This is a genomic window from Actinoplanes sp. NPDC051513, from assembly GCF_044454685.1.
Taxonomy (GTDB): domain Bacteria; phylum Actinomycetota; class Actinomycetes; order Mycobacteriales; family Micromonosporaceae; genus Actinoplanes.
The window spans coordinates 35,187-55,518 of record NZ_JBITDW010000041.1 but is presented as its reverse complement, the minus strand read 5'-3'; the positions used below and the strand labels follow the sequence as shown (position 1 = coordinate 55,518).

The 20,332-nt window shown below is 67.9% G+C and carries 20 protein-coding genes and 1 pseudogene; 13 read left to right on the top strand and 8 right to left on the bottom strand.

The features are described from left to right. Positions 1–869 precede the first annotated feature (869 nt). Positions 870–1,637, bottom strand: a complete 768-nt coding sequence (locus ACIA5D_RS50030) for a lysostaphin resistance A-like protein (RefSeq protein WP_396037809.1) — start codon at positions 1,635–1,637, stop codon at positions 870–872. Between the two features lie 419 nt (positions 1,638–2,056). On the opposite strand from ACIA5D_RS50030, the gene ACIA5D_RS50025 reads away from it, so the two are divergent. From ACIA5D_RS50025 to ACIA5D_RS50010, 4 genes are all read left to right on the top strand, one after another. Then, entirely contained in the window at positions 2,057–2,488 is a 432-nt protein-coding gene (locus ACIA5D_RS50025; protein WP_396037808.1) for a hypothetical protein, read from the top strand. Between the two features lie 4 nt (positions 2,489–2,492). Further along, complete coding sequence (locus ACIA5D_RS50020; RefSeq protein ID WP_396037807.1) at positions 2,493–5,873, top strand: BTAD domain-containing putative transcriptional regulator; 3,381 nt, start codon at positions 2,493–2,495, stop codon at positions 5,871–5,873. Between the two features lie 66 nt (positions 5,874–5,939). Then, on the top strand, positions 5,940–6,449 hold the full coding sequence (locus tag ACIA5D_RS50015) for a hypothetical protein (RefSeq protein ID WP_396037806.1): 510 nt from the start codon (positions 5,940–5,942) through the stop codon (positions 6,447–6,449). Between the two features lie 89 nt (positions 6,450–6,538). After that, entirely contained in the window at positions 6,539–7,474 is a 936-nt protein-coding gene (locus ACIA5D_RS50010) for a type II CAAX prenyl endopeptidase Rce1 family protein (RefSeq protein WP_396037805.1), read from the top strand. A gap of 238 nt (positions 7,475–7,712) precedes the next feature. Here ACIA5D_RS50010 and ACIA5D_RS50005 read toward each other — a convergent pair whose 3' ends face one another. Then, the gene (locus ACIA5D_RS50005) at positions 7,713–8,129 is read right to left on the bottom strand and encodes an ASCH domain-containing protein (RefSeq protein WP_396037804.1); all 417 of its coding nucleotides are present in this window, start codon (positions 8,127–8,129) and stop codon (positions 7,713–7,715) included. Between the two features lie 361 nt (positions 8,130–8,490). Further along, a complete protein-coding gene (locus tag ACIA5D_RS50000) occupies positions 8,491–8,637 on the bottom strand; it encodes a hypothetical protein (protein WP_396037803.1) in 147 nt (48 codons plus the stop codon). Between the two features lie 58 nt (positions 8,638–8,695). On the opposite strand from ACIA5D_RS50000, the gene ACIA5D_RS49995 reads away from it, so the two are divergent. Further along, positions 8,696–9,262, top strand: coding sequence for a hypothetical protein (locus tag ACIA5D_RS49995; protein ID WP_396037802.1), 567 nt, complete (start codon positions 8,696–8,698; stop codon positions 9,260–9,262). A 216-nt stretch (positions 9,263–9,478) separates the two neighbouring features. Here ACIA5D_RS49995 and ACIA5D_RS49990 read toward each other — a convergent pair whose 3' ends face one another. Further along, entirely contained in the window at positions 9,479–10,042 is a 564-nt protein-coding gene (locus ACIA5D_RS49990; RefSeq protein WP_396037801.1) for a GAF domain-containing protein, read from the bottom strand. Positions 10,043–11,177: 1,135 nt separating this feature from the next. Here ACIA5D_RS49990 and ACIA5D_RS49985 point away from each other — a divergent pair. Beyond that, positions 11,178–11,525: a hypothetical protein gene (locus ACIA5D_RS49985; RefSeq protein WP_396037800.1), complete on the top strand. Its 348-nt coding sequence runs from the start codon at positions 11,178–11,180 to the stop codon at positions 11,523–11,525. Between the two features lie 284 nt (positions 11,526–11,809). Continuing rightward, positions 11,810–12,337 (top strand): hypothetical protein, encoded by a 528-nt coding sequence (locus ACIA5D_RS49980; RefSeq protein ID WP_396037799.1) that lies wholly within the window; start codon positions 11,810–11,812, stop codon positions 12,335–12,337. 153 nt (positions 12,338–12,490) lie between these two features. On the opposite strand, the gene ACIA5D_RS49975 is transcribed toward ACIA5D_RS49980, so the two are convergent. Then, positions 12,491–12,835: an Lsr2 family protein gene (locus ACIA5D_RS49975; protein WP_396037798.1), complete on the bottom strand. Its 345-nt coding sequence runs from the start codon at positions 12,833–12,835 to the stop codon at positions 12,491–12,493. A gap of 323 nt (positions 12,836–13,158) precedes the next feature. On the opposite strand from ACIA5D_RS49975, the gene ACIA5D_RS49970 reads away from it, so the two are divergent. Together ACIA5D_RS49970 and ACIA5D_RS49965 are read left to right on the top strand one after the other, a co-directional pair. Beyond that, positions 13,159–13,329, top strand: coding sequence for a hypothetical protein (locus ACIA5D_RS49970; protein WP_396037797.1), 171 nt, complete (start codon positions 13,159–13,161; stop codon positions 13,327–13,329). Next, positions 13,326–13,838 carry a hypothetical protein gene (locus tag ACIA5D_RS49965; protein ID WP_396037796.1) on the top strand — a complete coding sequence of 171 codons (513 nt, stop codon included), beginning with the start codon at positions 13,326–13,328 and terminating at the stop codon, positions 13,836–13,838. The genes ACIA5D_RS49970 and ACIA5D_RS49965 overlap by 4 nt, the downstream gene beginning before the upstream one ends. Before the next feature lie 162 nt (positions 13,839–14,000). On the opposite strand, the gene ACIA5D_RS49960 is transcribed toward ACIA5D_RS49965, so the two are convergent. After that, positions 14,001–14,405 (bottom strand): hypothetical protein, encoded by a 405-nt coding sequence (locus ACIA5D_RS49960; RefSeq protein ID WP_396037795.1) that lies wholly within the window; start codon positions 14,403–14,405, stop codon positions 14,001–14,003. A 193-nt stretch (positions 14,406–14,598) separates the two neighbouring features. On the opposite strand from ACIA5D_RS49960, the gene ACIA5D_RS49955 reads away from it, so the two are divergent. From ACIA5D_RS49955 to ACIA5D_RS49940, 4 genes and pseudogenes are all read left to right on the top strand, one after another. Next, a complete protein-coding gene (locus ACIA5D_RS49955; protein WP_396037794.1) occupies positions 14,599–15,099 on the top strand; it encodes a hypothetical protein in 501 nt (166 codons plus the stop codon). A 285-nt stretch (positions 15,100–15,384) separates the two neighbouring features. Continuing rightward, on the top strand, positions 15,385–16,071 hold the full coding sequence (locus ACIA5D_RS49950) for a hypothetical protein (RefSeq protein ID WP_396037793.1): 687 nt from the start codon (positions 15,385–15,387) through the stop codon (positions 16,069–16,071). Between the two features lie 449 nt (positions 16,072–16,520). Further along, positions 16,521–18,116 (top strand): MFS transporter, encoded by a 1,596-nt coding sequence (locus tag ACIA5D_RS49945; protein WP_396037792.1) that lies wholly within the window; start codon positions 16,521–16,523, stop codon positions 18,114–18,116. A 227-nt stretch (positions 18,117–18,343) separates the two neighbouring features. Beyond that, positions 18,344–18,737: pseudogene (locus ACIA5D_RS49940) on the top strand (DDE-type integrase/transposase/recombinase). A gap of 62 nt (positions 18,738–18,799) precedes the next feature. Here the strand turns inward: ACIA5D_RS49940 and ACIA5D_RS49935 are convergent. Both ACIA5D_RS49935 and ACIA5D_RS49930 read right to left on the bottom strand, forming a co-directional pair. After that, complete coding sequence (locus tag ACIA5D_RS49935; RefSeq protein ID WP_396037791.1) at positions 18,800–19,189, bottom strand: DUF2255 family protein; 390 nt, start codon at positions 19,187–19,189, stop codon at positions 18,800–18,802. Further along, positions 19,186–20,076 carry a helix-turn-helix domain-containing protein gene (locus ACIA5D_RS49930; protein WP_396037790.1) on the bottom strand — a complete coding sequence of 297 codons (891 nt, stop codon included), beginning with the start codon at positions 20,074–20,076 and terminating at the stop codon, positions 19,186–19,188. Before ACIA5D_RS49930 ends, ACIA5D_RS49935 begins: the two co-directional genes overlap by 4 nt. Positions 20,077–20,332 lie beyond the last annotated feature (256 nt).

Sequence of the window (20,332 nt, the reverse complement as noted above, 5' to 3'; positions counted from 1 at the left end):
CAGAATCCCGAACGGTTCACCCGCCGACCCCAACCGAAGAGCCTGCGACTGGCCGACACCGCCTGGATCAACAAACCCGAACCCGCCACCGACCAGCCCGAGGCCATGACCCTCGCTGCTTAACACCCACTGGTCTCACCGATCTTGACAAATTCCGCACGCGCGTACGACGCTCCCGTCGAACGGCTGCTGCCGTCCATCAATGAAGTATTCGGTCCTCGTGATTCTGTTCCGGAGCGGTTCAGCCAATGCCGCATTGCTTCGGCAGCGCTGTGGCTGCCGAAAACTCATCCGAGTTCCTGACCTGGGCGTTGCTCGGAGTCTCCCCGACGGGAACGGTCCGCGGATGAACGTGTTCAAGTTCTAAGGCTCGTTTCTGAACGTGCTCAGATAGATCGCGGCTATCGATCAGGATCGGACGCGTGGTGCGAGCCAAAGGCGCGGTCGAGTTTTCGGCACCCACAGCGCTCCCGTGCGGCTGCGGCGCTGCGCGGTTCCTTCTCGATCAGTTCGGCCCGCACCCGCGCGGCGTCCGAGCGACACGCCAGGACACCGACGAGGTCGTTGCCCTGGCCCGCGCACACGCTGACGACCCACAACCTCGACTCCGGCCGCTGGTCCAGCCAGTCTCGGATGTGCGTTGCGCGAGCAGCAGCCGCGCCGGATGCTCTCCTGCCGCGCAGCCTGTTCCTCGCAGGGGCATTTGAAACCGTCGTTCCGATGATCGCGGACGAGTCCCTACCCACGCTGTCGCGGACCCTCGCAGAGATCGATCCAGGCATGCCTGGATCGTCTCGACGCGCCCGCGTCGGCATCCGGGCCCAGGCGGCAGCCCAGTGCGTGGTCCTGATCCCGATGCAGGCGCCGGCTCACCCCAGGACGAGGCTGAGGGCGCCCGCGAGCACCACGACGCTCTGGGCGCTGTGCACGATGATGCCGATCAGCGCGCTGCGGTACCGGCGGGACGGCAAGGCGATCGCGACCGTGTCGACCAGGGCGGCGGGGATCGCCCACGGCATGTGCAGGTGGTACACCGCGAACAGCACGCCGTTGGCCACCCAGTCCCCGCGGCCGAAGGCCTCCCGCATCCGCGGCAGGAGCAGGCCACGGAACAGCAGTTCCTCGCCGAGCACGGTGTTGAAGATCGTCAAGGCGACGATGACGGCGAACCAGGCCCAGCTGTCAGCCAGGAGGGCCGAGCCGGCGTCCGACTGCAGGAACGTCGGCAGGTCGTAGCCGGCCGCCGGCATCGTCGACGGCAGGAACTCCTCGGCGCCGAACAGCAGGATGCACGGCACAAGGACCAGCCAGAGCAGGCCGCCTCGACGGCCGGTCCCCGGGTGCACCGGCGCCCGGAGCCAGAGCGCGTCCCGGACGACGGGCCAGCTCAGTGTGCCCTGCTCGCGCCGGACGAGCGCCACGACCAGGACGAACTGCCAGATCAACCCGGCGGTAAGGCTCAGCGTGACTGCTCGCTCCAGCGCCGCGGGCCCCGAGAAGGCGTGAGCCAGAAGGGGTGCGACGACCCAGGCCAGTATGCCCATGGGAAGGGCCGCCGCCGCCCACACCGCGAGGACCTTGCTGCGGCTCCATTGGGCGATCTGCACTGTCCGCAAAGCCGTGTCGTTGGACGTCATGTCAGGCTCCTTCTGTTCCTTGGCGGATGGGGGCGGAGGTGGTCCGGCGAAGGGCCCCGGCGAACCACTGACGCCAGGGTCGAGGCGACAAGGCGGCCTCCGGGGCGTTGGTGATCGTCGGGCCAGGCACTCGCAGCGTCCGCAGCGCCAGGACGAGAACGAGGGCCTGGGCCGCCCCCGCAAAGGCCATAGGGTGCGGTTCGGTTGTCAGAGCTCCTGAGGTAGTGGTCATGGCGTGCTCCTCGGTGCACCGGCTGTCGGCGCGGGCTTGGTGTGCGGGGTGTGAGTGATGAAGCTTGGCGAGCCGAACGTGTGCTCTTGTGGTGGATGTGAACGTGGGCAGTGTGCCGGCGAGCCGTTGTGGCCCGATTGGAGGCGGCGCCAAGCCAGGTCCAACTGTGGTGGTGCACGGTGGGCCCATGGATGACTCCGACGAATCGCTGCTCGTGCGGCATGTTCCGGTCGTGGACGAGAGTGCGCTGGGCTGGATCCGACCGATGGCGCTCAGCAACGGCCCCGCCGCCGTGCTGCCGACCTGGCCGGCGCCGGTGCAGATGTTCGTGTTGTCCGATCCCACGGCGGCGACGGTGGAGGACCCTGCTGCTGTCCTGCTGTTGCACGCGGACGTAGATGGTGTCACCGCCGTTCTGTGCGCTCTGGCCGTACGGCCGGGTGCTTCGCGGCGGTCGTTGGGCGCCCGAATCCTTTCTGATGTTGCCGACTTCCTGCGCGCCGCCGGTATAACCCGGTTTTGCGCTCATCCGAGATCTTTGTCAGCAGAGGTCATAGGCCTACTCCGCGACGCCGGGTACGGGCGCTCTGCGGACGGACGGTGGACACTCGACCTGTGAGCCCATGACCGCTTCCGACCGCCCGGTATGGTCCGATTCCCGCGCCACCGACGGTGCCAACCGGGTGGTGGACGATGCGCAGGGCGTGCCGCCGGCAGTACGGTTACCCCGCTCGTTACGGAGGGGAGCGGCAGTGGTGAAATACCGGATCCTCGGCCGCTTGGAGGTGCGCTCGGAACGGGGCCTCGTCGAGGTCGGTCCCCCCAAACAACGCGCGGTCCTGGCGATGCTGCTCCTGCAGGCCAACCAGGTGGTCTCACTCGATCGGCTGATCGACCAACTCTGGGGCGATGCGGCGCCACCGCAGGCGATCAGTTCGTTGCGCGCATACGTGGCCAATCTGCGTCGAGTGCTTGAGCCGGATCGAGCACCGGGAAGCCGGCCAGGTGTTCTCGTCACGCGACCTCCCGGCTACCTGCTGAACGCGGACCCGAGCAGCATCGACGCCTTCAGCTTCGAGAGCCTGGCCCTCACGGGTCACCAACTCCTGCAGGAAGGCCGTGTGGGGCAGGCGGCCACCGTCCTGCTCGAGGCACACCGATTGTGGGCGGGGGTCCCGCTTGCCGAGTTCGCGAGCGAGGCCTTCGCCGAGGCCGAGGTGACGCGTTGGCAGGAGCTCTACCGAGGGGTCCGCGAGGACAAGGTCGCCGCTGACCTGGCTCTGGGCGGGCATGCGGTTGTCGTCGCGGAGTTGGAGTCCATGCTCGTTGAACACCCGCTGCGGGAACGGCTCTGGGCGATGCTCATGACCGCTCAGTACCGCAGCGGCCGGCAAGCCGACGCCCTGCAGGCCTTCCAACGCGCGCGGCGTGTACTCGTCACCGAACTGGGGGTGGATCCAGGTCCAGAGCTGCGCCGGCTGGAGGCTGACATCTTGTCCCAGGCGGAAAGTCTCGACGTTGCGCCGACGTCCGCTGAGGGCAGCTCACCCGGGTCCAATGTGGCGCTCGTCGCGCCCAGGATTACACGAACACCACGACAAGCCGACGCAGCGACGATCGTCGGGCGTGGCGAGGAACTGCGGCAGCTCGACGACGCCTTCGAGCGGGCGGCCCGCGGTACCGGTGGTGTGGTCTTCATTCAAGGGGAGCCGGGTATCGGTAAGACACGACTCGTGACCGAGTTCGCGGCCGGCGCCGGGTCCGCCGAGGCGACCGTGCGGTGGGGTCGCTGCCACGAGTCTGCGGGTGCGCCGCCGCTTTGGCCGTGGACGGCGGTCCTGGACGAACTTCATGCCGACCTCGACGGCCAGGACGTGGCAGGCGGAACCGATCCGCGGCTGCGGTTACTGAGCCCGCTGCTCAGCCTGCGGCCCGTCGCCACGGGTACCACCGAGATCAGCGAATCCTTGCCGGCGCGTTTTGGCCTGTTCGAAACCATCTTTTCGGTGCTTCAGGATGCCGCACGCGGTCCCGGCGCGCTGATCGTCGTGCTGGAAGACTTTCATTGGGCCGATGTAGCCAGCGTCCAACTTCTTCAGCACCTCGCCGCCCGGATCCAGGTAGCTCGGATCCTGATGGTGGTCACGTATCGTGCGTCAGACCTCGCAGAGGGTCATCCGTTGGCCGACGCGCTGGGTGCCCTGGCGATCCAGCGTGGCGTGTCACTGCGGACGCTGGCGGGTCTCACCCTTCCCCAGGTCGGTGAGCTCGTGGAGCAGTCCACCGGCGATGACGTGGCCGGGCCGTTGGTGCGGACGATTTGGGAGCGTACCGGGGGCAACGCGTTCTTCGTGACCGAGCTGGTGTCGCTGCTGGTGAGCGAGAAGCGGCTCAACACTGATGACGCGGCGCGCAGCATTCCACCGGGCGTGCTCGGCGTCGTCCGGCGGCGGCTGGCACGTCTTCCGGATCAGACGAAGGCGGTGCTGGCCATCGCCGCCGTCCTGGGGCGCGAGTTCGATCTCACCATGTTGCAGTCTGTTTCCGGGCTGGGCGCGGAGGAAGTCCTCGACGCGATCGAAGTCGCCCTGCTCACCAACCTCGTGAGCGAACACGGAAAGGACGAGGACGCGTTCCACTTCGTGCACGCCCTCACTCATGATGCCGTGTACCAAGGGATAAGCCGCAGCCGCCGGATCCGGCTGCATGCCCGTGCCGCCCAGACGATGTCAGCGCGGGGTCGCACAGATGCGGCGACGGTCTCGATGCGCGCCCACCACGCCTGGTGTGGTCGCGGTGTGCTACCGGTCGAGGAGACAGTGCGCTGCCTTCTGCAAGCCGCCGATGTGAGCCGGTCCCGATTCGGCTGGGAGGACGGCGAAAGGATGCTCCGCCAGGCATCGTCGGTGCTCGACTCGGCACCGGCCGGGCCCGACCGGGACCGTCAGGAGATCAAGATCCAGTTTCGGCTGGGCCAGTTGATGCGGGCTACCCGCGGGCTTGCCGATCCGGAGACTGCTGAGCCGTTTCGACGCGCTCAAGAACTCGCGGTCGGGCTGGAACCCGATGCTGATGTGCTGGAGAGTATCGAAGGCGCCTGGGGTGTGTCGTTGAGCCGCGGCGACGTGGCGACGGCCACCAGGTTGGGCGAAGCGATCCTGGCGCTCGGGGAAAACGGCTCGGAGCCGACGTTCCGTATGGTGGGGAACTTCGCCATCGGTGCGAGCACCTGCTATTCGGGGAATCCTGGTAGGGCCCTCCGCCACCTGGATGCGGCGCTCACTCCGGCCCCTGGTAGTGCGGCCACCACGGCGCCACGCTTGGTGCGCTCACCTCTGGGGTTTCCGGTCACAGCGGTGGCGAGCAGCTTCCGCGCGATGGCCCTCTGGCTGATGGACAAGCCTGCCGAGGCGTGGGCATCGGCTCGCTCCGCTACCGCCTTGGCGCGCCTGGAATCGCCGTACGGCGCTGTGCTCTGCCTCCAGCTGGAGTTGTCGCTGGCGCTGCTCGAAGGCGACTTCGCAGCCGTCGGCCGGTGCCTGGCCGAACAAGCGCAGCTGCACAAACAGTTCGGTGTGGCACCCGAACACGTCACGCACGGCAGCATCATGGCCGGATGGGCAGCGATTCACGAAGGGCACGTCACCGGCGGACTTGCTCAGGTGGAAGACGGCTGGAGCGCCGTGCGGGACAGCCCGACCCGAATGGAGCACCCGTTCAGACTGTTGGTGCTGGCGGACGCCAGACATTTCGCCGGCCAGCTGGACAGCGCACGTCAGGCACTCGAGGAAGCCCTGATAGAGATGGACACGACCGGCGTCCGATGGCCTGAGGCTGAAGTGCGGCGCACCGTGGCGCTGCGGCTGCACGATCTCGGCGGTGTCCATCGCGCGCAAGCCCACGAGGCGTTGCATCAAGCAGAATCCGTCGCCATGGCACAAGGAGCCGAAGCGTTCGCACGACGAGCGCGGCAGACCCGTCGCCGCTGGACCCACCAGCAGTAGTCCGACGCGGGCCGGGCTTGGAGGGGGTTCCAAGCCGGTGCCAACACCCGCGAGCACGCTGCAGTCATGAATCGCATCCTGCTTTCCAGCCTCGTCGCCGCAGCCGCCTCGCTCGCCATCGGCGCCGCCGCAATCGCCAGCCCTCCGACCGCCGCAAAGGCGGGCGTCGACTCGGCGACGGCACACAGAGACGTGCTCACCTTCGCCGTCCACTTCCGTCCGTTCCCCGAGAACTTTGTCGATCTGGGCGAACCCGGCCCGGGAATCGGCGACCAACTCGTGTTCCAGGACGATCTGATGGACCTCACCGGACGCCACGTGGGTGTCGAGGGCGGCACCTGCGTCATCACGGCAGCCTTGCCGGACGGCTTCCAGATCGAATGCCTGGGAACCATCTCGTTGGCAGACGGCCAGATCAGCTACCAGGGCCTGGTCAGCAACGCGCCGACCAAGCAGTTGGCCATCGTCGGCGGGACCGGCCGTTACCGCGGAGCCTCAGGGGAGGCAACTCTCGTCGAGCTCGGCCACGACGACGCCGGCACCCTCACCGTGTCAATCGACCGTACGACGCGATGACGTTGCCGAACAGTTCCCACCAGGCTGACTGCTCGCCAACCCGACACAAGCCATACCGATCAGGCACGTCCGACCCTCAGGAGATCACGTTGTCAACCTCCACTGTGGCCTTGCCGCGCAGCGGTCTGCCGCGGCCCGCCCGCTACCCCGTGGCGACCCTGCTCGTGGGCACCATCGCGTTCACCTGGATCACTCAAGCGATCTCGTTGCTCGCGGGCTGGCCGGTGATGCCGGCCAAGATCGGCGAACTCCTCGTCCTGCTCGGCGGCGCCACCACCATCACCTACTGGATCAACGGCCGCCCCGGCGTCCGGAACCTCTTCGCCGGCCTGGTGAACTGGCGCCTCGGCGCCGGACGGTACACGCTGCTGCTGCTCGCCATGCCGCTGCTGACCCTCGGCGTCGCGGCCGCGACCGGCACCCTGCAAGCACCGGCGGACGGCTGGCTCAGCGTCGCACTGACTTATCTGATCTACCTGGTGTTCGGCGCCCTCACCGCCAACGTCTGGGAAGAGACCGTCTGGGCCGGCTTCGTCCAACAGCGCCTGATGACACGCCGCGGGCTGCTGACCGGCTCCCTGCTCACCGCGGTGCCGTTCTTCCTCATCCACCTGCCGCTGGCGTTCGAGACGCAAGGCTGGCAGGGCACCACCTGGACCGACGCGGCCGCGACCTGGGCCGTCCTACTCGCCGCCGCCCCGTTCATGCGATACCTGATCGGCACCCTGCTCATCGACACCCGCGGAAGCACCCTCGCCGCCGGGCTCCTCCACGCCTCCTTCAACGCCGCCGGCGCGTTGGCGGTCCTGCAGATCGGCTGGCAGGGCGTACCCGCACTCGCCCTCCTCACCGCCGGCGTTGTGGCGTACCGATCCCGCCACGGCCTATCCGCGACCCACGGCGTACCCGCTCCGGATTCGCCGGTCGAGCCATCTGTACAACCGGTTCACACCATGACCGCCGCGGCGCCGGCCACCGACAACCCAACACCGCTATCCTTACCTAGCCTCAAGACCGGTAACTAAACGATGCGGCGTGCCCGGGAATCAGTGTTCGTGGTCGATTCAAGTTGATGCGAAGAGGCTGCGTACTGATCTGCCGCCGAGCGCGTTCGGGGACCTGCCGGCCGTCACGCTGCGTACACCGGGCCGCGGCGGACACGCGGTCATACCGAGATGAAGCTCATGGCCAAACGTCGCAGGTCAGTGGGGTTAGGTCCGGGTCCTGCGGGAGGTGCGCGGGGTCCCCGTCGGTCGCGAAGGGTTAGAGGACGGCAACCAGGCGGAACCGCTCCAGTACGGCCGGCGTGTCGTCGTCCACGGTGAAGTCTGGGTCGCCCATCCAGCCTCGGTAGTCCGCGCCGTGCCAGTAGTCCTCGTGCCCGGCTCGCCAGGCGGCTACCGAATCGTGGCCCTCGCCTTCGTCGCGGGCATGGTCGAGATCGACGTCGCCAAGTCGACTGACACGCACCTCGATCAGCTCGATGACCGCGACCCGACGACCGGCGGAGTCGACCACCGCCGCTCGGGTTCCCACGACCGGAAGCGGTTCGCCGTCGATCTCATAGTCCTGGAGCAGGCCGGTGGTGGTGGATTTGGTCCCGTCCAGCACCGCCGCGACCAGCTTGTCGCGCAACGGTCCGGGGAAGGCGAACTCGAAGGTGGGCAGGTCGGTGGTCATCGGACGAGGCTAGCGGCCATGCGCAGCTATCACCTCGACGCCCGATCATGCCGCCGAGAAGGCGCGGTGTCTACGCTTCGTTTACTTCACGGCGGCTGTGGTCAGCAGGTGCGAGCTGATGCCGAACAGGCTTGGTTCCCGCTCGACGGAGCGCAGCGCCTCGAGCAGCCCGACGGTGCGCTCGTCGCCGTCCAGCCAGCCGTCGCGGTCGGCGAAGAGCCAGGCGCCACCCCTCCAGCGCGTACCTCGTCGCCGGGGTCAGGCCAGGCTCGGCGAACTCGGCCACGATCTCGTCGGGATGATGGAAGTACGCATGCGTGAACAGGTCCTGCTCGAAGGGCTTGTGCACCCCGGTCACGACCTAGGCATCGGTGATCCGGGGTACCTCCGGTTCGAGATAACGGCCCCGGACCAGAGTGTCGTACAACCCGGCGTACCGGCTGATCGTCGCCGCGACGACGATGCCGCCGGGCGCGGTCACCCGCGCGGCCTCCCGCAGGGCCCTCACTCGATCCCCGCGCTCGGGCAGGTGATACAGCGGCCCGAGCAGCAGGGTCGCCTGGTAGGTGGCCGTCCGGCTCGTCGAGCCGGCGGGCGTCGCCGAGCACCGCGTCCACCCCGGCGATCTCAGCGGCGTGCCGGACGTGCAACGGCATCGGGTCGACCAGCCGCGCCTGATAGCCGCCGGCGGCGAGCCAGCGGGCATGCACCCCGGCGCCGCCACCGACGTCGAGCACCCGCGCCGGGGCGGGCGGCAACAGCCGGCGCAGCACATCCTGGGTGCCCAGGAACTCCAGCCGACCTCGCCCGCCGGTCAACCGGTGCACCTCTCCGCCTCGGGCGTAGTAACCGCTGATCGCCGCGATCGGCTGATACTCAACCAGCTGGCACGTGGGCAGCAACCACATACACGAGACATCGATTCGCGATCGGACGAGCCCGGCGACGCCTTATCCGCGACTCGCTCGCCGCGGCGTTGCATGCGGCGGCCCTTTCCAGAAATGGGCCCTGGCAAGATTTCGCCCGTGAGCGCCCTGACGCTCGGTCAGGTCGATGGCGAAGGGGTCGCCATTCAGCTCCGACTTCGGCGACGCATTGTCATGCCGCCGATCGTGCCCGTAGGCGGGCAGTGAGCCGTCACGCCGAGTGACTGAGTCGCAGGGCTGGCCGACGCTTCGAACTGCGGTCAGAGCGCGCGTCGGCCCGGTGCGCAGACGCACCCGCAGGAACGATGCGAGAGCCGACGGGCCGTTTCTTTATCAGGCGTTGATGCGTTCCGCGGTGATGAAACCGGCAATCTTGCCAGAGGTAGGCATACGATCGGCGTTACCGATCACATGGGCCCTTACTCAGTTGACCGTTTCTCGCATGCGCTGCTCGGCCATGGCGCTGCGGATCACCATCAGGCGTAGTTCGAGCTCGTCGGACACTGTCGCGGCCAGGCGCTCCAGTGCGGTCAACTGTTGTTTCGTCGCCTCGCGCGGCCGGCTGTCGATCACGTTAACCGTGCCGAGCCGGTAGCCGTCGTAGGCCCGGATCGGCGCTCCCGCGTAGAAACGCAGGCGAAGCTCGCCGCGGACCAACGGGTGCTCGTGCGTGCGCGGGTCGGTGGCCGCGTTGTTGACCACATAGACGCCGTCCTGGGCGATTGCTGACCCGCACAGGCCGGGTTCCGGGCCGACCTCACGGACGCCGGGCAGGCCATAGGCGGCGACCAGCCAGACGCGATGCCGCTCGACCAGCGACACCGTCGCGATCGGAGTGTCGAAAAGGGCGGCGGCGACGAACGCGATCCGTTCGTACGTGTCCTCAACCGGCTCATCCACCAGCTGGTAGCGGTGCACAGCATCGAGCCGCGCCTGCTCTTCGGGGCCGAGGCTGTCTAGGTACTCATAGGTACCGCTGCACCGCATGGGGTCCTCCTCGCCTGATGATCACTCTGGGTCATATTAACCGTAGTGAGCGCGCAGCATGGCTGGCTATGCCCGTGTACAGCACTTCGCGGGCGGAATCGCTTCCACGCCAGAATGTCGCACACGTTGTCCGATCCCCGAGGTGCGTTCTTCCGCCGCGATCCGCGCCTCTGCGAGCCTGCCGGATATCTACGGTGGGTGGGTAACGGTCAAACTGTGCGGGATGCAGCTGGCCCCTGCGCATTTGTCGGGTCGTGGTGACGGCACGAGGTGCGCGGGCCATGAAGGGCTGCTGGTCGGGAGCCCGGCCCGGCTCGAACGGTGCCGCCATCCTTGGGTTCAGTGACGCGCGCTTACCCGGCATCGCGCGCGTTGGGCGGGCCTGCCGGTGCAGCATAGGACGCGTATGGACTCGACGCGGCCGTATTGGGTCTGGCCTGCGCGTAGATCAGCTCGGACCTCGCAGTAGCCGTCTGTCGGCAAGATCGAGTGACGTAGCCTCTGGTGATGGCGGAACAAGACGTCCTGGACCTTCCCCGGTTGTCCGCTGGTCTGTTCGTGGAATACCTCGGTCCCACGGAGGGCGGCCCTGACGTCACGACGATCGGCATCAGAGATCCCGCACCTCTGTGCGATCGCCTATGGCATGGACACCCCGGTGTGATCTGCGAGCCAGTACCACAGCATGTCCTGGTCACCTGAGTCGGACTCGAGCACGCGGTCGCCCGTTTCGCGGTCGGCTTCAGCTGCGACGACCGGGGCTGCTACGGCGGGCTGGGCATCCTCACCGCGCACGAATACGAGACGCGGCGCAGCCGGATCCCGACCGGCCGGCCACCGGCAGATTGACGTACCTCCATGCTCCAGCGCGGTGCGCACATCTGCCGCCGATGGTGCGTACGAGCGCGGGGCGAGTCGTCACGCTGCGTGCCGTCGATGCTCGGCCTACGTGCTTACGCCGACGAGAGGGCGCGATGGCGTCGCTCGCAGATTTCTGCCGCGCTGCTACCGAACCGCAACCGTGGTCGCAACGGAACGTACCTAGCCTGACCAGCGACCCGTCTTCGATGAGGAAGGACGGCGGCTTGACCGGGATCGTCCGGCTGCGGTCGGCTACGGATGGAAGGACGGCCTGGTGAAATTGCGGCATGCTGCGGCCGGCATCGTCGTCATTCTCTTTGCGGTGATGGCCGTGGGTCCAGCCGAAGCCGACAGTTCCGGCCGCTGCGGCGGCGAGCAAAGCGCGCAGCGGCAACACCCGCCCGAGCTTCGCTTCGGCGGCCCATCCGTTTCGTGGGACGAGGCTATCCGAGGCGGTGACCGGCAGCTCACGGAGGCGGAGTCGGAGGCCGCAATCGCAGACACTGAACGGAATTCCTCGATGTCTCACTACTATCCCGACAGGCCGGACGATCCTATCGAGAATCCGCCTCAGCCGACCAATACTCTCGAGAATGCGACGCCCACGCGTAGCTGTCCATGACGTTCAACTGCGAAGGGCCAGATCCGACGTCCGGATCTGCCGCTGTCCGTGGGGTCGCCCGGTGCGTCGCTGTGACGTACGGTGGCAGGCCGCGCCGCCGTGCGTGTCACCGACACAGCTCTCGCGGGGTCCGTCTCTGCTGCGCGGCAGCGTAGACGTCGGGATGGTGGTCGACCGTCTCCGTCGGCTAGCCTCGCCGCATAGAGGCAAAAGCTGGAGTGGTCCCCGACCGGGTGCCGGACCCCGTCGACATTCGTCTGCGGGTCGCTCGTGGTCGCCGACTGATGATCCCGCTGGACGAGAGCGTCACGATGCCGGCTGCTACGGCCGCCGCACGGGCCTTAAGCGTTGCACTGCAGCCCGATGTGATTGTCATCGCGTCGCCGAGCAGGGCGGGTCGGAGATCAGCCCTGACCGTGCTGCAACTCCTCACCGACTCGGAGGCTGCGACCGTACGCCCGGCTCTGGAACATCTTGTCGCCGAATTCCGGCAAGTGGCTGGCGAACTCGTCGATCAAATGCGGGCTGGCGTGGCACCCGGGAGTGACATCGACGGGGACTGCCCGGAGACGGTCCGTTGCCGCGACGCGACCTGGAACCTGCAACCGCACGGGGAGCATTGCCGGTTCGAAGATCCGGTTAGCGGCGAGGTCGTCGAGGCCAACATCGATGCCCCGGGCGCCGTCGATCCGTACTTCCTGTTGCTCTACGCGGAAACGTCCGGCCGGCATGGCGCGGTCGTTGGTGCCTGCACGGAGGGCTTCCATGACATGTGCCGTCTACTGGATTTCGCCGGCATAACGAGCGGCTAGTGCACTGCGCCGGGAACAATACAGCGGCACGCCAAGATCCAGTGCATTGATCTGCCGCGGACAAAGCGCGCGCCAGCGGCGGTGCAGCTCTTCGCTGCCTGGTGCTGGAGTGGTGCGCCCGCCGCGGCCGGGCGCAGCTCATTGCCCTACCGGTCAGCGCTTGGCGTGGAAGGCCTCGACGATCGAAGCCGGGATGCGTCCTCGTTCCGACACCTCGTAGCCGTTCTTAGTGGCCCATTCCCGGATGGCCTGGTTCTGATCGCGGTTCGACCGGCTCGATGCCGCTGTGGTGCGGGAGGCGATACGCCCGTTCGCGCTGCTGCGGCCGACCTTGGAGGCGACTGTCAGGTAGGGGTCGAGTGCCTTGCGGAGCTTGCCGGCGTTTTTCTCGGACAGGTCGATGGTGTAGTTCACGCCGTCGAGCCCGAACTCGATGGTGCGGTCGGCGTCACCGCCGTCGAGATCGTCCGTAAGCACCGTGATGGTTTGCTTGGCCATGGTCTCTCACTCCCCGAAAGCGCGAAGGACGCGGTGAATACGCAGCCGCTGTAAACCATAGTCGCCGTGTTCATGACGCTGTTCAGCGCGTTGACGAAATCATGATGCCGGCCTAGCTCGATGGAAGACCGTCCGGGTCTGCCGCCATGTGGGCGCGGCAGCCGTTGGATCGCTCCTCAGTGTCGACCGTGCCGATGCTGCTGCCGGCGGGAGGAGCACCATCATGTCGTTGCGCGGATGTCGTTCGGCCGATCCTGGGCGCTGTGGCGGCACGCCAGTTGAGCCGTCGGCGCCGTCCCGGTCGGCCTCTATAGAATTCGTCGATGGGCGACGATCTCCTCGACGACTTCATCCGTGCGAATAATGAGCGGGGCCTGGGCGTCTACGGGATTCACGTGTACCGGGAGGGCAGCCCGCCGATCGAGCGGCGGGTCCGCTCTGACGACCGGGTCAGTCGACGGACTGCGCGTGTCCCCGCTACGGTCGTGCGATGAACCGGCTGCGACGGTATCGCTACGTCGGTCCGGCAGAGCTTCGCGACGAACATCCGGCGACAGGAGCGGTCATCGTCGTTTCTCGCGAGACTCTGGACCGCTGGCTTGGTAGGCGCACGCAGGCCGAGTTGGACGAACCGTTCACCTTCGTCGTTGCCCTCGACGGCCGCCTCAGGCTCGCGCCGCGCCGCAGCGAACACGTCGCCCTGGCCGACGGCCAAGACGTGCTAGCCGCGGGCGAGATGACGTTCTCGTACGACGGTGGTGATCGCCGCGTACTTCACGTGACCAACCAATCGACCGGCTACTGCCCCGATCCCGACTGTTGGACAGCGGTCGGCACAGCACTCGACGACCTCGGCCTGCCTCACCCCGGCGACTTCAGCGCCAAGCTGGTCTTCCGCCGCTGTCCGACATGCGGCGAGCGCAACATCATCCGCGACGGCGATTTCACCTGCGCCTTGTGCGAGAGCGCTCTGCCATCGCAATGGAACTTCGCACCTGCTTGATCGGTCGTTGAGCTGGCATCCGGATTCGCCGCGAATCGGGTGCCGCGAGGACAAGACCCGGTGCGATCATCTAGCGGCGGACAGAGCCCTCTTCACAGCGGGTGACCTTCGGATGCCGGAAGGGACGCAGCGGAGCCGGCCGGTTTCGCCTCGGGCGTCAGCTCAGCGGAGCCTGCGCCAGACGCGTCTGACAAGATCACCCAGAGCGGTGGCAGCGAGCGCCCAACCTGCCAGCCGCAGCCACAGATTGCTGTGCCCAGGGGCAAAGCCCAGACCGACGACGATGTAGGCGACATCAGCCCACCAAGCGGTATGACCGTGCCGGCGCTCCGCGGTAGCCGCTTGCCTGAACGGGTCCCGTCCCATTGCCGTCCGGAACATCGTGGCGAGCTGGATCCTGCTGAACTCGCCGCGCCGAACGGCCTCGGCCACCGCGGGCATCACGTTCGCGACGCTCACCAGTTCCGCCTCCGTGAGGACGGCCACCAGCGGACGCGGGGGACCAATTCGCAACGTCACCTGTACCGTTCCGCTGCCGCTCCTGGAAACGGTCCACACGTCCTCCACGCTCCGCACCCTAATGGCACGCGGTACCAAGGTCAGGTGCCCTCTCATGGCCGCTGTCCGCGCGCTGGCGTGCGCGAGGTGTCCGGGCCGCTTGATCGGCAGGGTGATGGCGGCGGGGAGAGCGGCGGCGGGTGGGGCGTGCTGGGCGGGGCAGGACCTTCGGGGCATGGCGTGTGCTGCTTAGACTCCGGCTGTGCGGATCAGTAGACGGCGTTTGGGCACCGCTGTTGCAGGGCTGGTGCTAGTTGTCGTGATCGCCTTGGCGGCGACTGGCTTGCTGCGATGGAAAGCCTCCGGCATCGCGCATGCGATCGCCCCGCCCGCAGGGGCGGCCGCGCCTTCCTTCGACGGCGCGGAGTACGAGAGGGATGTCGCCGACCGCACCGCCCTCGTTGCGCTCAGGCTGGGCAACGATCGTGGGAGGGCAACTGTGCGCAGCTACGCGATGCCGCCCGGCTCGCCTTGGCTGCAGTCGCGAAAGGTCGTCGCCACACAGCTCGACCAGTGGGAGCAGGTCGGCGACTGCGCCGACAACCTCGAGGCCACGATCATTGAATGCGCCTGGCGGGAGCCGACCCGGTGGTGGCCCCGCGAGGTCACGCTCACCATGATGCGCCTGCCGTCGGCGGGCGAGGCACGTAGCGAGCGGACCGGTGCCACCTTCGTGATCATCGGCTCCGGCGTGGGTGAATAGCACGTCGAGGTCCGATCAGATCCTGCCGCATTCGCTGGCTGACCAAGTCCGCCGGCCAGGGGGCGGCATCGAAGCTTGGCGCGGGCGGCGTCAAGGCTGATCTGGGCAGCGGATGTCGTGTGCTGCCGATCACTGAGGCCGGGTCGGGACCGTGGTGTCGGAAACGGGGGAGCGAACTTCATGAGGATCACAAGGATGCGGTCTGCCACGGCCGGGATGGCCGTTGGCGCGTTACTGCTGGGCGGGTGCACGAGCGGGCGAGCAAGCGATTCAAGCAGGGCGGCTGTGGCCGCAGCGTCGGCCGCCCCGTCCACGTCGACGCCGTCCACGCTGGCCGGCAACGGCGTCGCCGACCTGGAACCAGCAGCGATCGTCAAGAAGGCGAAGTCCGCGTTGGCCGAGGCGAAGTCGTTTCGCTTCGAGGGCGTCGTCCACTCGGTTGACGAGCACTCGGTCGGCACGTCTTTCGCGCTCGACTTCAAGGTACGAGGCGCGGACGTCCTGGGCGCGCTGACGATCGATGGGTCGACCGTCGAACTACTTCGAGTCGGCAAGAAGGCGTACATGCGTCCGTACGAGGCGTTCTGGAAGGCGAGCATCGGCAACGCCAGCCAGGCGAAGAAGGTTATGGCAGTCGTCAAGGGTCGTTGGGTGCTGGTTCCGCCGACGAACAAAGATTTCGACAACATGTTCAACTACGCTGACGCCAACAGACTCATCGACGCTGACAGCGCCTACACCAAAGGCGATATCCAGATGATCGATGGTAAGCAGGCCGTCGCGATCAAAGACACGAGTTCGGATCCTGGCACGCTGTTCGTCGCCGTCGAGGGCCCGCCCTATCCGTTGCGGATGGACGGCGGTATCCAGCTTGGCGGTATCCTGACTTTCACCGATTTTGGGTCGGACTTCGCCGATCTGAAAGCGCCGTCGGCATCGAAGATTGTCGACCTCGCCACGTTGGCCGGCTGAACCGTCGCCGTTTCGTGCGTCGCTCGCTAGGCCCGGACCCACCGGCCAGACCGTGACCCTTGCTCCAGCCGCCAGGTACTGCCGGGTTGAACGGTGAGTCTCCGGGACGGCGAATCAGTATTCGGACAGCGCCCGTTGGGTCTGCGCGTTGGCCTCTCGCGAGCCCTTGCCGGACTCCCCAGGCCTGAAGCAGTGGTTCCTCGGCATCATGTTCGGCCTGAACCGGCTGCTGCTGCGCCAGGCGTTACTCGAGCCGACGCCATCCACGAGGGCCCAGGCCCCGGGTTCCGGGCGTTCCTAATACCAGTAGTCAGCACTGGCGCTTCCACTGTCTGCGGTGCGCCAGGCTTTGGTCGTGGACGAGCGTGCGTACCACGGAATCCGTACGGACGAAGGGTCCGGCGGCGCGAGCGGTGCGGCTGACCGTAGCCGCGTTTGGGGTGAGACAGATGGCTGAACTCCCGGCGACGGCGTCGCGGCAGCGGTGGACTCTTGGACTGGTGTGTACGGCGGCGTTCATGCTGCTGCTGGACATCACCGTGGTGGGCGTGGCGCTGCCATCGATCCAGCGCGACCTGCATGCGAGCCTGCCGGACCTGCAATGGGTGAGCGCCGCCTACGCCCTGGTGCTGGCCGTGCTGCTGCAGCCGGCCGCGACCCTGGGTGACCGGCTGGGCCGGCGCCGGCTGTTCCTGTTCGGAATGGTCGTCTTCACCATCGGATCGCTGGCCTGTGCGCTGGCCACGACCGCGCTGGCGCTCGAGCTGTTCCGCGCCTTGCAGGGGGTCGGCGGGGCGGTGCTGTTCGCCACCGCCACGCCACTGCTGCGCGCGGAGTTCTCCGGCGCCGCCCTGGCCCGGGCGCTGGGCGCCTTCGGCGCGACGCTCGGCGGCGCCAGCGCCGTCGGGCCGCTGGTCGGCGGGGTACTGACCGACACCCTGGGCTGGCGGTTCATCTTCTTCGTCAACCTGCCCATCGGGGTGGCGGCGTTCGCCGGCGGCATGGCCCGGCTGCGCGAATCCCGCAACCCGGCCGGCGGCCGGGCCGACTGGGTGGGCACGGCGCTGGTCACGGTGGCGCTGACCGCGCTGATGTTCGCCCTGATCCGGGGCAACACGATGGGCTGGGGGAGCCCGGCGATCGTGGCCGTGTTCGTGATCGCGGCGGTGGCGTTTGCCGGGTTCGTGTTCTACGAGTTGCGGGTCGCGGCCGCGCCGATGGCGGATTTGCGGCTGTTCCGGCGGCGCAGCTTCGCCGCGACCGGGTTCGTGGCGTTTGCGATCTCGGCGACAGCCATCGGGATGATCGGGTACCTGTCGTTGTACATGCAGAACACCCTCGGCTACTCGCCGGTCCAGGGTGGTCTGCGGTTCCTGCCGATGTTCCTGGCGTCGTTCACGGTCGCCCTGGTGACCGGCCGGCTGATCGGGAAAGTGCCGATGCGGGTGCTGCTGGGCGTGGCGATGGCCTCGGCCGCGGTGGGGCTGGGCTCGATGGCCCACTTGACCGCGACCTCGACCTGGCTGGTGTTGTTGCCGGGCCTGATCCTGGCCGGGTTCGGGCTGGGTATCACCTCCACCGGCCTGGCGTCGGCGGCGCTTTCGGCGGTGGAGCCGGCCCGCGCCGGGATGGCCGCCGGCCTGACGAACACGCTGCGCCAAGTCGGCACAGCCACCGGCGTAGCCGTGCTCGGCGCGCTCTACGCCTCCCGCGTCACCGCCGCCACCCAGCACGCCCTGACGGACTCGCCCGTCCCGCCCGACGTCGTCCATCGGCTCGCCGCTGCCGTTGCCTCCGGCGCCGGCACCCGGGTCGCCTCCGAGTTCCCGCCTGCCCTCCGTGCCGGGGTGACCTACGCTGCTTCCGCCGGCACGGCCGGCGGGCTCAACTACGTCCTGCTCGCCGCCGCCGCGTTCGCCCTGATCGGCGCGGTAGTCGGCTTCGCGTACGGACCTGACCACACCGGCAAGCCGCCGCACAGTCCCGCCCCCGGCGGCCAGGCGGCCCGGCCGGCGCCCGCCCAGCATCAAGCCCAGCGACCCTGATCATTCCACCGGCGTCGTCACGCATCAGGTGAAGATGATTCGTGACCCGGACGCGGTGCGCGACGTCATGCGTCGCGCGCCGCGTCGCCGACCGCGAGCTGACGGTCATCCGCCTGCCGTTCGGCGCAGAATGCAATCGAGTGCGCGGATTTGCGGCTCTGTTGCGTTCGCCCCGTCGGAAGATCGAGGCAGGCTTGACCGGTGAAGCATGCTGCGCAGACTCGTCCCTGGTTGCCTCCCCAGTCGCGTTCGTAGGGTTCCGCTTCCCGGCCGAGGTGATCGTGGTGGCGGTCCGGTGGTACCTGCGTTACGGGCTCTGCTATCGCGATGTCGAAGAGCTGCTCGCCGAACGCGGGATCGACGTCGACCAGGTCAGGGTCTACCGGTGGGTGCAGCGGTTCACCCCGCTGCTGGCCGATGCTGCTCGAGGCCGATCACGGTCAGCTCAAGCACCGACTGCGACCGATGCGCGGACTCCAGACCGATCGGACGGCCCAGGTGGTGATCGCCGGGCACGCCTTCGTGCAGAACCTGCGACGCGGCCACTACGACATCGCACTCGACAATCCGCCGGCCACCAGACTCGCCGCCGCCTTCGCCGGACTCGCTCGAGCCATCTGACCAGCGGCGGCCCAGGAAATTCGTCGCGCCTGCCGAACAGACAATGCAACGGCGCCGGGCGATCAGAGTGTGGTCGGGCGCAGGTCGATGCGCACCGTGAGTGGCTGCATCGCTTCGTTGGTGATCGACTCGATCATGCGCCGGCCGGCGAGGCGGTACTTCTTGGCGTAGGCGGCGTCGACCTGCTCGTGGGGTGCATCGGCGCCGTCATGGAAGGTGACCTCGCGCATGGTGCGGATGACGCGCCCCGCACGAATGATGCCGGCGCCGTTGGCGAGTGCACGCCGGTACCAGAGCCCGGAGGCGGTCATCGACCGTACGTAGATGTCGCCGTCGACGATGACGAACCCGACCGTGACATCACGGCTCGCAGTTCCGTCGGCGCGCTGCGGGTTGACCCGGAGCAGAAGCGACCGGGCGATACGTTTCAGATCATCGGCGGGCCAGGTCACGTATCGGTCCTTTCGGCGGGAGCGGGCCGGGTGGCGGCGGGAGCCGCGATCCAGGAGGCGAGGATCCGGAACTTCTCGTGCGTGGGCGAGCCGGGTTCGGCCGACCAGACGATCAGCTGCTGGGTGGGGTCACCGGCCCAGCTGAAGCCGTCCCAGTCGAGGACCAGGTCCCCGAGCTCGGGGTGGCGGATGGTCTTGGAGCCGAACTCCTGCCGGGCGACGTTGCGGGCCGCCCACCAGCGGCGGAATTGCGGGTGCGCGACCGACAGCTCGCCGACGAGGGCGGCCAGCCGCGGGTCGGTGGGGTTGTCGACGGCCTGCATCCGTAGCAGGGCGACGCCGGTGCGGGCCATGCTTTCCCAGTCGGGGTAGAAGTCCTTCATCCTCGGGTCGGTGAACATCATCCGCACGTAGTTGCGCTCGTGCGGGGCCATCTTGTCGACGTCGATCAGCAGCGCCGCGGCGAGCGGGTTCCAGGCGAGGATGTCGAGGTACTTACCGACCACGAATGCCGGCGTGTCCGTCAGCTGGTCGAGCAGCCGCTGGATCTGTGGGCGCACCGGGCTCGACCGGCGCGGCGGGGAAGTGCGCCGGTCAGCCTGCTGGGCGAGGCCCTCGACGTAGGTCTGCTGATCCGGGGTCAGGCGCAGGGCGTGGGCGATGGCCTCGAGCACGGGCTCGGACGGTGCGAGCCGGCCTTGCTCGATGCGGGTGTAGTAGTCGTGGCTGATCGCCACGCTCGCCGCGACCTCTTCGCGCCGCAGGCCGGAGACCCGGCGTGTTCCCGGGTCGCTCGGGGGCAGGCCCACGTCGGTGGGGTCCAGTTCGCTGCGGCGTGCCTTCAGGAACTGTCCCAGCTCTTCCAGGTGCGGGTTCTTCGCGCTCACATCGGGCTGCTTTCGTCGAGGTTGGGCCGCCTCGGCGCAGACGAGTGGCGTCTGCGCCGAGGCTTCGGATGGTCAGGCGGCCAGGTGGGCGCGGAAGAACCGGGACACGTTCCCGACGGCGTTGTCCATCTGCTGCGGCGAGGTCGTAGTAGTCGTAGTGGTTCCCGTCGGCCCACACGAGCTCGTTCTCTCCCTGGACGGCGTCGTAGAGGGCCTTCGCGTTCTCGGGGAAGGTGCTCTCGTCGGAGTGCACGAC

Coding starts and splice junctions, on each gene's coding strand:
- ACIA5D_RS49980 (WP_396037799.1), top strand. CDS start 11,810: ATGATCCCGCTGGACGAGAGCGTCACGATGCCGGCTGCTACGGCCGCC.
- ACIA5D_RS49975 (WP_396037798.1), bottom strand. CDS start 12,835: ATGGCCAAGCAAACCATCACGGTGCTTACGGACGATCTCGACGGCGGT.
- ACIA5D_RS49945 (WP_396037792.1), top strand. CDS start 16,521: ATGGCTGAACTCCCGGCGACGGCGTCGCGGCAGCGGTGGACTCTTGGA.
- ACIA5D_RS50020 (WP_396037807.1), top strand. CDS start 2,493: ATGACCGCTTCCGACCGCCCGGTATGGTCCGATTCCCGCGCCACCGAC.
- ACIA5D_RS50030 (WP_396037809.1), bottom strand. CDS start 1,637: ATGACGTCCAACGACACGGCTTTGCGGACAGTGCAGATCGCCCAATGG.
- ACIA5D_RS50015 (WP_396037806.1), top strand. CDS start 5,940: ATGAATCGCATCCTGCTTTCCAGCCTCGTCGCCGCAGCCGCCTCGCTC.
- ACIA5D_RS50025 (WP_396037808.1), top strand. CDS start 2,057: ATGGATGACTCCGACGAATCGCTGCTCGTGCGGCATGTTCCGGTCGTG.
- ACIA5D_RS49965 (WP_396037796.1), top strand. CDS start 13,326: ATGAACCGGCTGCGACGGTATCGCTACGTCGGTCCGGCAGAGCTTCGC.
- ACIA5D_RS49970 (WP_396037797.1), top strand. CDS start 13,159: ATGGGCGACGATCTCCTCGACGACTTCATCCGTGCGAATAATGAGCGG.
- ACIA5D_RS49990 (WP_396037801.1), bottom strand. CDS start 10,042: ATGCGGTGCAGCGGTACCTATGAGTACCTAGACAGCCTCGGCCCCGAA.
- ACIA5D_RS50005 (WP_396037804.1), bottom strand. CDS start 8,129: ATGACCACCGACCTGCCCACCTTCGAGTTCGCCTTCCCCGGACCGTTG.